The organism is Lacipirellula sp., assembly GCF_965279485.1.
Lineage (GTDB): Bacteria > Planctomycetota > Planctomycetia > Pirellulales > Lacipirellulaceae > Lacipirellula.
Genome location: NZ_CBDIIC010000002.1, coordinates 3,916,392 through 3,929,531, shown reverse-complemented (window position 1 = coordinate 3,929,531; position 13,140 = coordinate 3,916,392). Strand labels below are relative to the sequence as shown.

The 13,140-nt window shown below is 54.1% G+C and carries 7 protein-coding genes; all 7 read left to right on the top strand.

Annotated elements, in window-relative coordinates; translation table 11 throughout:
• Positions 1 to 446 precede the first annotated feature (446 nt).
• The 7 genes from ACQY7R_RS23315 (at position 447) to ACQY7R_RS23285 (ending at position 12,845) form a co-directional block, all read left to right on the top strand.
• The gene (locus ACQY7R_RS23315; RefSeq protein WP_152097271.1) at positions 447 to 749 is read left to right on the top strand and encodes a hypothetical protein; all 303 of its coding nucleotides are present in this window, start codon (positions 447 to 449) and stop codon (positions 747 to 749) included.
• Entirely contained in the window at positions 746 to 1,273 is a 528-nt protein-coding gene (locus tag ACQY7R_RS23310; protein WP_428307950.1) for a PAS domain-containing protein, read from the top strand. The genes ACQY7R_RS23315 and ACQY7R_RS23310 overlap by 4 nt, the downstream gene beginning before the upstream one ends.
• A 292-nt stretch (positions 1,274 to 1,565) precedes the next feature.
• Positions 1,566 to 2,960, top strand: coding sequence for a glycosyltransferase family 25 protein (locus ACQY7R_RS23305; protein WP_428307949.1), 1,395 nt, complete (start codon positions 1,566 to 1,568; stop codon positions 2,958 to 2,960).
• 266 nt (positions 2,961 to 3,226) lie between these two features.
• On the top strand, positions 3,227 to 4,108 hold the full coding sequence (locus ACQY7R_RS23300; RefSeq protein ID WP_428307948.1) for a hypothetical protein: 882 nt from the start codon (positions 3,227 to 3,229) through the stop codon (positions 4,106 to 4,108).
• A 568-nt stretch (positions 4,109 to 4,676) separates the two neighbouring features.
• Positions 4,677 to 5,354 carry a sulfotransferase gene (locus ACQY7R_RS23295; protein ID WP_428307947.1) on the top strand — a complete coding sequence of 226 codons (678 nt, stop codon included), beginning with the start codon at positions 4,677 to 4,679 and terminating at the stop codon, positions 5,352 to 5,354.
• Positions 5,355 to 5,395: 41 nt separating this feature from the next.
• Positions 5,396 to 6,031, top strand: coding sequence for a LicD family protein (locus ACQY7R_RS23290; RefSeq protein ID WP_428307946.1), 636 nt, complete (start codon positions 5,396 to 5,398; stop codon positions 6,029 to 6,031).
• Between the two features lie 451 nt (positions 6,032 to 6,482).
• Positions 6,483 to 12,845, top strand: coding sequence for an RHS repeat domain-containing protein (locus ACQY7R_RS23285; protein ID WP_428307945.1), 6,363 nt, complete (start codon positions 6,483 to 6,485; stop codon positions 12,843 to 12,845).
• The last annotated feature ends 295 nt before the right edge of the window (positions 12,846 to 13,140 follow it).

Genomic DNA, 13,140 nt, shown 5'->3' with positions numbered 1-13,140 from the left:
AGTTTCGAATGAGGAGAAGATGATGCGTCGAATTTTGAATGTGGCGGCATTTGCCGCTGTAGGCTTGGCGGCTCAATATGCCGCAAGTTGTGAGCCCTACGCCGTCCAGGCATTGGACATTGGCTACGCGCCCGCTCCTTTCGTGCTTCGCCAGCAAGTCGACTACCAGTATGTACAGCCATTTACTCAACGCCAGATTGTGCAGGAGCGACTAGTAGTCCCTGTCCAACAGGAGGTAGTCGTCGATCGCGCTCGACGGGCGTCTGTTCAGCGTCTCGTTCAGACGGAGCGAATTCGACAGCCACGTCGATCTCGATCCGTGAGCGTGGAGCGAGTTGTCACACGCGGATACTAGTTGATCCATGTTGAAATACGCCGGCTGTTGCACAGATACGTCTGGCAGCAGCCGGCGCTTTAGATACGGCCGACCGTGAAATGAGAAATGAATGGAAGCGTGGACTCCCTTGCAGATTTTTATGGCTTCCTATGCCGCAGCGGCGATTGGCGGCGTTGGAGCTCTGCTCGCTTCTGACAGACCAATTACGTTGCGATCGCTCGGCAAAGCCCTTGTTTACTACGGGGTTGCGGGCTGTGGATTCGCAATGACCGGATTTGAATACATCGGCGGTAAGGAGAAGCCGTGGCGGATTATTGGCTTCGCGGCGCTACTAGGGGTCGGCGCCATCAAAGTATCCGATGTCGCGGCTGTCGCTAGACGCATGCTTAGTAGCGAGGACTCGAAACCGTGAAGACGCTTCGTGAGGCGATTGACTGTCCCATGCCGATTTCACATCGCGCTCGGGGACTATTTGCGATGATTTACTTCTCAGTCGGCGCAATACTGGCTTTCCTGGCCTACGAGAACGCGGCTCAGAGAGCATTTAGAATTGAAGCCGGCGGCCGCAAGCAGCAGGCGTTAAAAGCGGTTGACGCTTCTCTCGATTTCGGGCGCGTCATTCTAGACTCCAACGGCCGTATTCTTTCGTGGAATCGCGGCATGACGGAGCTTACAGGAAGGACAAGCCAAGAGATGGTCGGGCGTCCCATCGCAGACATCGCCGACAACGATGCGGACACGAGAGAGATGATAATCCGACTAATCTCCGCAGCTGAAGGGGCGTCGTTTGCCAATCTGGAGTTGCCTCGCGCAAACGCCCACCCGGAAGCGAAGACGCTGGTGCGTATGCAGATTCGCACCGTTAGCGGGCAGCCTGGAACCTACCGCTTCGTTGCGGTCGATCCAATCGGCCAAATCAATGCCGTGACGCCCTAGTTCTCATCCGGCGATCGCCGCCGCGATGGTTGCGACCATCTTCGCAATTCTTTCCAAAAGCTGCGGCTGGAATAAGAGCCGGCTTAGCTCATCGATGTGTAACGCTACAGGCTTGCCAGCTAAGACGTCGACAGCAGGCCGACGAACGATGTTCGAGTGCAGAAATTTGCCCTACAGGGGCGTCGCAGTAGATTGCGCTGCGTTACATCAGTTTCCGCGACTTTAGTTACGACGATGGCCGGAAAACCCCGGTAGCTCAAAATCAGAGAACCGCCACACTCAATAGTAATCAATGGCAACTACAGTCACGATTCGTGGAGAAGATTCTTCAATGGGACAAGCTAACTCATCATTGCGAGAGACGTTTGATCGAGTCGTTTGCATCAACCTCGATCGTCGTCCTGATCGATGGAAGGAATTCATCGATCAGCTCTCTTCCATTGAATGGCCATTCGCCGATGTGCAACGATTTCGTGCCATTGACGGCGATCGCGTCGGCTCTCCTGATTGGGTTCAATGCGGCAATGGTGCGTGGGGATGCTTTATGTCGCATTTGCGTATTTTGGAAGAAGCGTTGCTCGACGGCGTCACCTCTCTGCTGATTCTTGAAGATGACTTGTGTTTCGCCCCTGATTTTCGTCAGCGCGCCATGGAATTTCTGGGGCGTGTTCCGTCCAATTGGGACGGTTTGCTTTTGGGCGGCCAACACTTGATGCGCCCTCACTACGTAAGCGATGGAGTCGTTCGTGTTCTGAACGGCAACCGAACGCACGCTCATGCCTTGCAGGGACGCTATATCCGCGCAGCCTACCAGCATCTCTGTAATTTTGCTGAGCATCTTCTCGCCCCCTCCCATCACGTCGACCATCGTCTCGGGACGTTGCATCTTCGAGGAGATTATAATATCTACGCCCCGAATCCCTGGCTTGTCGGCCAGGCGGCTGGTTCAAGTGACATCACCGGACGAGAAGAGTCATTCCGCAAGTGGGATAACTCGATACGCGTGCCGTCGCAGAACGAGCCGCAGCTCGATAAGAACGCTCTCGAACTTGCCGAGAGAATTCCATTGATTGTGCTAATGGGACCCTACCGCAGCGGGTGCGGCCTCGCAGCAGGAGTTCTAAGTCAACTCGGTGGCTATCGGGGAAACGTGGACAATCCCTACATGGAAGACCGCGACCTGCGGGATCTTTGTCGTAGCTGCTTTACGGAACCTGCACTTACTGAGCACGTCCCCAGCCGAGGTCGCGTTCGATTGCTTCGCAATTGGTTGTCGCAGCATCGGCTCGACGCGGCGCGGCGAAATCATCCGTTTGCGATCGTCAAGCATCCCTTGCTATCGCTAATGGGGCGCGATTTAGTAGACGTTTGCAAGGACAACGTTCAGTTCGTATCCGTGCAACGTGCGCTAGAAGAATCCGTAAGAAGTCTACAAGCAATGGAGTGGCCGACGTTTCGCGTTGGCGCCAAAGAGGCGCAAGAGCGTCTTCTTGCCGCACGCGATACCTTCCTAGACGAACATAAGCATCATGTCATTACGTTTGACGACCTGCGTGGTAATCCCATGGACGCAGCGACACAGTTGGCGGATATAGCAGGAGTAATTCCTACTGAAGAACAGCTTAAGATGGCGTGCGCATACGTTAACGCAAGTAGAACGTCGGCGATTCAGTTGCAGGCAGGATAGACATGGCGGCCGGTGATGGGTAGCTACAGAAAATACGTGATCACTAATGTGACCTTGTGAACGCCGGGATGCAATGGGCTGCTTGCACGCCCACCGTATTGGCCTGCGGTTTCAGCGCAATAGGTCTGGTTGCGACGCGCAGTCGGCGGCGGCGTCGCTCCCTTAAACTTTGCCTACAGCGATCAATCTTAGTGCAATCATACGCAAATCGCAGCAGCAATATTAAGTATTTTATGACCCTAATATTTTTGATCTAAGGCTGTCAAATGTCCGAACTTGCCGCCGTGTGCTGCTATTTCAATCCGTGCAGATATGCCGCAAGACGTCGCAACTACGATGCCTTCCGTCGACGGATTGAACGTAGCGGCGTTTCGCTTCTAACGATCGAGTTGCTCTTCGGCGAGGACGACAAGTCCGAGCTAGGGGGGCATGGCGACGTCATTACCCTACTCGGGGGCGACGTGATGTGGCAAAAAGAGCGACTACTGCAACACGGCATCGATATGCTCATTGAGGATGGCCAGACCGCAGTTGCATGGCTGGATGCTGATATCGTGTTTGGACAACTTGACTGGCATGAGTCCGTCCTTAGGCAGTTGGAGCATTTTGACTGCGTCCAAACGTTCGATCGGCTGGTTAGCTACCACGGGCCTGGCTATCGCACATCGATCGCGACAGCGAAGGACCCAAAGTCATTGAGTGCAGGCGGAGGCTGGGCGGCAACCTGCGAATTCTGGCGCCGGGTAGAGCTATATCAGCACTGCATTGTCGGCGGTGGAGACACCATGATGGCAAAGGTATTTCTCGAGTTTGGGCAGGAGAATCCTCGGATATGGTCGTGGCGGTTTAGCGGCCCCCGTATGCAAGGCATGAACGTGGATTTCAGAGAACACGTCATCGCCTGGGCACGCAGGTCATGGGGGCCCTGGCGAGTTGGATGCACAGATGAAGTGACGGCCTATCTGCTCCCCCATGGAACGAGGAGCAATCGGCAGTATGGCGCCCGACACAAGATTCTGGACGACTTCAGACCACTCTCGGATATCAAGTTAGGCCCGCAAGGGGCTTGGCAGTGGAGCAGTTGCAAACCCGATCTGCATCAATCCATCGCAAACTACTTTTTGGGTCGCAACGAGGATGAAGCATGAACGCTGAGTATTGGCGTCGACGCGCACAGTTTCGCTACTACAAGATAGTTCGGCACCTCTTAGAAGATCATGGCCCGGGGGAATTGATCATTGACGTGGGTGGGGGCAGCACTCCTGTCGCAACTTATGGCCATTTCAGAGAGCGACTCTCGATTGATCAAGACGTGATGCCATCGATTGAGGGCGTCCGATCAGTGCAGTCCGATTGGATGGAATTCACCCCGGCACGGCCAGCCTCGGTCGTATTGTGCCTTCAAGTTCTCGAGCACCTTGAAGATGAGCTGGTTCGCCCTTTCGCAGAGAAACTGTTTAGCAGCGGTCGGCTAGTTATCATCTCCGTCCCCTACAAGTGGGACCGCAACAGGTGTCGCCATCACAAACAAGATCCAATCGACGAACGCAAGCTCAATCGGATTACGGGGCGACAACCGCTTGAAAGCCTAGTCGTAACCGAGCGACCCAATCGAGCAGACACTCGACGTTTAATTGCGGTCTATGAAGGCGACGCTTGACCTGCTGTTGAAGGTAACAAAGCTGTCCCAGCAGTCGAGAAAGTGAGAGTGGAATTATGGAGTCAAGGCAAATCCTTCACGAACGAGTCAAGCCATTCATTTTCGTGCTTGGAGTTCCAAGCGGCGGTACTTCTTGCGTGGCGCACCTAGTGCGCCTACTAGGCGTTGATATGGGAAAAATCCCAACCACGAAAGGGCCGCATGGCCGCTCGTACAGCACCTGTGAAGACGAGGCATTCTTCAGGCGAGTCGTAAATCACCACTGCCCATGGCATCGCCCTCTTCCAACGTCATCGCCTCAAGTAACTGCATTGGCGATTCAAGAGTACGTAGCGTTTCGTCGCCGTCAACCTACTTCGGCTATGACGCTAGGTTGCAAGGGCTGGGTCAACTGGGGGGCGACGGACGAGAGGTTCTGGCAGATTCCCGACATCCATGTAATTAACGTCGTTCGCTCTCTTGAAGGAGCAATGAAATCGTTCATGAAGTACCAGCAAGCGGCGCCCGATCATTCAGCTCAGGCGATGGTTCTGGCAGCCGCGCGATTGGGGGCATTGTGGCAAATGAAGGAGATCGCCGTGCTCAACAATCCGACAAAGATTTTCCATATCGATTTTGAGGAGTTGAAGAGCAACCCGTTGGCACAAGTCGAGAGAATTGCGAAGTGGCTTCCTCATCACCCCAGTGACACGCAAATTGGATCGGCAGTGATTTCCGTGCATCAGGGCAAGTGAGATTTAATGTGTCGCAAGGCCGTTTGCGAGGCAATGGAACAATGACTGAAGAGCAGATACGAATGCGTTTTGCACGCCGTCTATCGTTGGCGCAGTGTGAGGAGATTTACGACAATTTGGCGCGATTAGATGCGACCGGGGTTAAGTACATCCTCTATGCGGGATCGCTACTAGGGGCCGTGTTATACGGGGAAGTGCTTCCATGGGACGACGACGTCGATGTTCTTCTTCTAGAAGATGTCGATCGCCAATGGTTGCAGTCGCGCTTACCCGAGTTAACGGCAAGACAACACTGCGCCCAACTTGTGAAAATCTTTCGGCCTGCAAAGGGGGCCTCTAATGGAGTACCTCCTGGAACGCTATCGCTGGATGTTCTTAAGAGCTTTCGAGACGGAGACCAGCTTTGTCACCGGTCAATGTGGGGAGGGATTGATCGATTTCCCATTGACAAAGTGATTCCGCTTAGACGCCTAAAGTTTGGTCCTGTCGACGCGTGGGGGCCTCACTGTCCCCAGGAGTTTTGCCAGATAAAGTACGGCCGCGCCTGTCTGGAATCTGCGTTACCTCCATTCTGGGATCATGTGGCGAAAGCTCGCACTCGCTACCCCCAGATGAGAGTACCGCTAGCGGAAATCGAGCGAGTCATGGGATATCGGGCGCACTTCGAGCAGTCGTAGTCGTTCGTCAAATAGGGCGAATAGGTACAGTCGATCGATACGCTCACAGTTCTGCGGTTGACGCCCAGCGTCCGATGGCATCTCAGCCCAGCGGGTTAAGGGTAGTGCGAGCTTACCCGCTCTTGCTCGTTGGACTCAATGCATTACCGGTCGGCAAATTAACGACTGATTTATTCGCTTTCTGCAAGCTAATCCTTAAATGGAGACGCACGGCAATTCGTGGCACGCCAAGACGAACAGGCGCGCAGCTCAGAAAACGCTTGGCTGTCGGATGGAACTTCAAAAACCACGCTGCTGGCCGGAAACCTCGCGCATCATTCTTTTAGAGGTGCTCTATCTTCGGAATATCGTCAAAGGCGGCCAAATGAGTGCCATTCGCACTTAGATCTTCGGGAGTCGACGTGTTGGCGTTACGACTCTGCACAATAAAGAAATTCTCAAAGGAGTTATCATGACAAATTTTTCGACTAATTATGCCGATCCGTCCGGCGATGATCCGTTGGATGAGTTCATTCTTGCGATGACTGGATCGGGATCTGATGGCAGCTCGGGCGGTAGTAGCGGAAGTGACTCGTCGAGCAGCGACTCAGGAAGCAGCTCCACTTCAAGCAGCAGTTCATCGTCAGGAAGCGAAAGCGGATCCGGCAGCGGATCTAGCTCAGCCGGGTCGAGCTCCAGTAGCGACAGCGGTTCGAGTAGTTCGAGCAGCTCTGGCTCGGAAAGCAGCTCGAGCGGCGGTTCCTCTGGCGGTTCAAGCGAATCAAGTTCCGCTAGCAGCAGCAGTAGCGCTTCGGGAAGTGGTGGATCCGGCAGCGGCTCGGGCAGCGGCTCGGACGACAGCAGCTCGTCAGAAGGTTCGAGCGGCGACGGAGGCGGAGAAGACGATCCGCCACCGAACGATGAGGGACAATGCGGGAAAGATGCGAGCGATGAGCCCGTTTACTACGGCACGGGTGAACTGCAGTTAAGCACCACAGACGTCTCGGCGACGGGAGGCGGGAGAGCGTTATCGCATAGCCGGAGCTATAGCAACCGTCGATCCAATCTTCCCCTGACCAACGGCCGACGGTGGATGACCCGCCAACAGCCCCGGCTTCTTCGTGACAACGGAGATAACAGCGTCATTCGAGTGGTCGTTGCTCCACGAAGCATTATTGTCTTCGATAACGTCGCCACTAGTGGACCGCCAGAATATGTCGGCCGCTACGGCGCGCGACAGATGCTAATTCGCGGGACAGCCGTCTTCAAATTCCTCGACTCGAGTGGAACGCTTTGGGAATTTCACGATTTCGAGCAGACCGCCGCCCCCCAAGGTCAACTGCATCGCGTTACGCCTCCTGGAGGCGCATTGCAAATTGAGTATGCGTACGTCGATGGCCGTCTCGACAACATGCAACGAACGACAGTTGACGGCGCCGAGACCGTGGTCGACAAGTTGGCCTACGCCTACAGCGCTGATCTGATCGCTAGCGTCACGCTCACCCAGAAGATTGGCGTCGCTTCTGAAAAGAACCTGCGTCGCGCAATCTATACCTATGACGCTGACCAATTGCAGCAGGTAGACCAACAGGAACACGACGGCACGGCGTGGATTACAACCGGCTCTTACCACTATCGGTATCATGCGGACGGGAACAATCTATTGAAACTCGTTCTTAGCCCATCGGCTTACGAGCGTGCAAAAGACAATCTGCTAAACGTGGCAGCGGCAACCGACTCCCAACTGAAAGCCTACGCGGACTACTACTACGAGTACGATTCGCAGGGGCGAGTCAACCACGAAGAGGTCAAGGGAGGCGCCCGCGCCTACAGCTTTAGCTACGAACGGCAAGCTAAGGTCGAAGACTTCAATAAGTGGCGCACCAAGACGATTGAAACGTTGCCCGACCAGTCGACGAACACTGTATTCGCCAACTTTCTCGGGCAGGTTCTCCTCAAGGAGCGAGCGATCGGCCAGCAGAAATGGATCGAATACAAAGTTTATAATGACGAAGGACGTCTTACCGAGCAATGGACTCCGGCGGCGGTGGCTTCCTATTCAGTAAGCGAAAATGTCCTTAGCGTCTCTGCTACGACAGACGGGCTGATTCAGGTTACTGAATATGGGTCTGCGACGACAGCGAGTGAGTCGACGGCGGGCGATGTCAAAGGCCACCCGAAACAACAGAAACTGCGTAAAGGAAACTCCGGGCTGGAGGTGACTTTACGCGAGATAACCTACTACAAGCACTTGGACTTGAACGGTCGCGACACCTATCCTCTCGCGGAGGAGACCGTCCACCAAAGCGAAGACGGCTTGCATCCTAGCACCACTAGCTACGAGTACGAGTGGCACGCGGACGTTTCTAATCCGCTGCTGAGTACCTCGCAGATTCGACAGCGAAAGACGCTGATGCCAGTCGTAACCGCGACTCAACAGGGAGCGGCGACGGTGGACTCCAGCGTTCAAGTCTTTGATCGTCACGGGTTAGAGGTTTGGCAGCGCGGAGCTCGCGGCTTTATTCGCTTCAAGAAGTACGATCAAGCTCGAGGCGTGGTACTGCAGTCGATCGAAGACGTCGACGTTTCGCTGATGTCGGACGTGCCCAGCACGGACGGCCAAGCCTGGAGCACTCCGGCCGGTTGGGGAAAGCACTACGTTACCGACTATGCATATGACGTCCAGGGACGCTTGATTCAGACACTGGGGCCTCTTCACAATGCCATCGACGCCGAAGGAGACGAGATTGAGCTTCGTCGTGCTTCATGGATGTTCTACAAGAGCGATCACGAAACGTGGTCGGCGCAAGGTTACCAAAAGGCTAGTGATTCGTCAGTCGTTCTAGTGAATCCAGTATCGATCACTCGTCGATCTACTGACGGGATGGCAACCGAAGCAATTGTCGCCAAGTATGACAGCGCACCGTCGCTTCTAGATCCGGATACAGACGATTTCGATGTTCAGACCGATTGGGTTCGTTGGTCGCGGCAATTCTACAACGCACAGGGGCAGCTGGAGAAATCGCAAGTCTATCATGCGATTCCAGCGAGCGGGGCAGGGACGGTCGGCACGAATTACGATGAAACGCTCTATGCATACGATGATCTTGGGCGTCAGGCAAGAGTGCAAGCCCCTGACGGGACGATTAGCCGTACCGTGTTCGACTTGCTTGGACGAAGCGTTGAGGCGTGGGTTGGCACCGATGACACGCCAACTGTTGGAGCGTGGTCTCCTGACAATACGGCTGGAGCCAATCTTGCCAAAGTCACCTCGACTGAGTTTGATGCGGGTGGCGTAGGCAACGGCCTCGTGACCCAGAAGACACATTACGTCGATGCAGATTCCGGCAACGATCGCATCACGACATTTGATCACGATTGGCGAGGCCGGCAAGTAAGGGCTATTGCACCATCGGATGCTGAGGGTCGGGTGACGTACACGAGCTTCAGCCATGACAACGCCAATCGAGTGATTGCCGTCGAGCGATTCTTGGAGAACGTGGGCACCGATGAACTTCTCGACAAGAGCGAGTCGAGATACGACAACCGTGGGCGCGTTTATCAACAGATTCGTTATAGCATCGAAGACGGCGTTCTAGGTTCGCAAATGATCGAGCGAACCTGGTATGACTGCTGCGGAAATGCGATTAAGCGTCAGCCAGCAGGAGGTGGTGCATTTACGAAATCCACCTACGATAGCCTTGGGCGCGATTACAAAACGTACATCGGATTCGACTTCAATGGTGAGTCCGATTATGCCGCGGCGGCATCCCTAGCCCAGGACAACCTTGTGGAGCAAGGCGAGACGATTTACGACAGTACCGGCAACGTGATCGCGACTATTTCACTCCGGCGTTACCATCCCTCTTCGTTTTCGGTCGGTTTGCTAGTGGCCGGAGAGAATGCTCGGGCCGATTATGCGGCTTCGTGGTACGACGCTTTGGGGAGAGTCGTGACGTACGCCCGTTATGGGAATCAAGGGGACGATTCAGTTGGTTTTGATAGAAGTGCTATTGCGCGTCCGACCATTACCTCCTCAAACATCTTGGTGAGCAGTTCGCAGTACGACGACTCCGGTGATCTCACTTTAGAAGTAGATCATGCCGGGAGAACACATGCCACCATGCGTGACAATGCGGGGCGCGTGACGCGTGTGATTCAGAATGTTGTCGGCACAGGCAGCCCAAGGACGGGCACTTCGGACCAGAACGTCGCCATCGATACATCCTATGGGCCGGCCGGTAGAGTAGCGACTTTAACCGCCTTACAAAAAAACTCGTCTGACGACCAAGTTACTCACTATGTCTACGGCACCGACCAAGGAGACGGCACGCCTGAAGTTTATCGAAACGATCTTCTGCGGGCTGAGATCTATGCTGATAGCGACGATTCCGAAGACCTGTCTGGCAATGGCGCTGACGGTTTATATGATCGCATCGAGTATGAGTACAACCGGCAGGGGCAGGTGATTGTTAAAAAAGATCAGAATGGAACGTGTCATGCATTTGGATATGACAAATTAGGTCGCCAAGTTAGTGATGAGGCAACTGCATTTGGCGTTGGAATTGATCAGTCCGTTGTCAAGATTACTACTGCATTTGATAAATACGGTCGTGTCGGTGCGATTACTTCTTATGATGCGTTAGGCAATGAGGTCAACCAGGTGGCCCGGCAGTACGACGGGCTGGGGCAGCTAATATCGGAGGAGCAAGCAGTTACAGGAGCAGTGGCCATTGGAGTGCCGACGGTATCCTACCAGTATGATTACACGGCCGTTAATGGCGAATTCATCCGGGCAGCGCGACGCAAAGCGTTAGTTTATCCAAATGGGAGGGCGTTGACCTACGACTACAACAGCGTCGATGGTGTCGGTCTAAATCGTGTTGCGAGAATTCGAGACAGTGCTTCGGGCGGCTCAGGATTCGTTCTCGTTGAATATCAATACCTCGGATTGCATTTGCCCGTTGTCACTGAATTACATAAACCTGGCGTCATGCTCACGTACGATCCAGACGGGAATTTCGCATACTCTGGCTTGGACAGATTCGATCGCGTTGTCGATCACTGCTGGTTCAAGAACTTAGATGTTGGATCTGGCGACCCTGATGCAGAGTTAGTGCACCTAAGGTACGGCTATGATTTGCTCGGAAGTCGTGTTTACAGGGAAGATCTCAGGGCAAAAAGCCACGGCAAGCACTACGATGAACTGTACGGATACGACGAGGCAGGTCGATTGAAGTCGATGGATCGCGGCACACTTAATGGTACGAGGACAGGGCTCGTTGGCGGCTCCAGGAAAGCAGTACTGGAGTGGGAGTTGGATTCCCCTGGAAACTGGAGTCAGTTTAGGGAAGATGTTGACGGAACTAGTGGCTGGGATTTTACTCAAAGCCGCACGCATTCGAAGACGAATGAAATTGCCTCAATCTCCAATTGGGCTGATCCGCAATACGATCACGCCGGCAACATGGTGGCAATCCCGAGGCCAGACGATCTCGAAGACGTCTATCGAGCGACCTGGGATGCATGGGGCCGATTGGTTGAGCTTGAAGAGGAGTATTCGTTAAGCTCGTTCCGACCCATCGCTAGCTATCAGTACGATGGATTGAACAGACGTTCGGTTAAGGTGACCTATACATCGGGCACCCCCGTGGAGGCGAGGCGGTACTATTTCTCAGATGCCTGGCAAGTGCTTGAAGAGCGAGTTGGTTCCTCTGAGGACGCGGAACAGCAATTTGTGTGGGGAATACGCTATGTCGACGACCTCGTACTGCGGGATCGCCCCACCGAGCGGCTATATGCTTTGCAGGATGTGCTGTTCAGCGTGGTCGCCCTCACTGACACCAATGCTATCGTTCAGGAGCGTTTTTCGTACCGGCCCTACGGACACAGTGAATCGCTCGCCCCCGACTTCACCTCCGATTCAGGAACGGACTACGAGTGGGAGCATAGGTTTACTGGAAGAAAGCTCGACCTAGAGAGCGGCTTGCAGATAAATCGCATGCGGCATTTACATTTGCAATTGGGACGTTGGGTAGCCCGTGACCCGGTGGGGTATCAAGGAAGTTGGCCGAACTTGTACGCTTACGCGAATTCGACACCATGCCTAGCTACTGACCCCAGTGGCACAGTTACTGTCCATTTCAAGGAGGGGCGGGTGACGCTTTCGTCCGCTTCAGTGATCCCGCTGCCGCCCCGCCTCGATGGAGGACTGGGGCTAAAGTCCCTTCAATCCTTCATGAATGCGGGATGGGACGTCGATACATCCGCCTTCGGTGCAAATGGTTGTTCATCCTGCTCCGAGATCGGTATAGTTCAAATTGTCAAGCAGACGGCAAACACCAACTCAAACCCAGCCAATTACGCACACAATTACTCGTGGAAGGTTGATACACCCAGCACGACAGATCCAACTTACTTATATAACAGCGACATATTGCCAGGCCCGGTGAGAGGTAATCCGCAAAGCACCCCCCACCTTTCAATAGAGGATGTTCCAGGGGTTATACCTACTTACCCAGGATTATGGGGAACGGTAGTTGTGTCGAGCTTCAAGCAAGAATTTGAAACTTATGTTGCTTGTGTTGGCCAAGCTGGGGCGCCGGATGACATCAAGGTGACGACCAGCACCGATTTCGGCATTATGTCGCAGGACTTAACGGATATTTCTGTCTACGGTGGCATTCATTGGTTCCATAGCTATAATCGAAAAGCGAACGGGACTTATTCGGCGACCCGAAGCATCACCAATCGTGACGCGAGGCCTGGTGCCGTATTTGAGTCTACAATCAGCGGATTTTTCCATCGGAGGATTCTCATTCGGGCACTCCCGTGAACCGAGCGATAAGTCGCGAAATCGAACGCTCCAGCCGGACAGCCGCAGTAGAGATTACCAAAGCTAACGTTCACTCGATCCTTGGATCGCCAGCAAGGTACATTGTTGACGGATTCGGTTAAAATATCATGCGTCACTCAATACTGGAACTGTTCGGATGGTTGGCGATTCTAACGATCGCTATGTTAGCCGCGGCGAAAGCAGAATTGTCCATTATGGGCATGCTGTTGCTGGGGGCGTGGGGGGCGGGTGCTGTAACGTCGCTTAAACTCGGCGGCATTTACTTGTGCTCGAT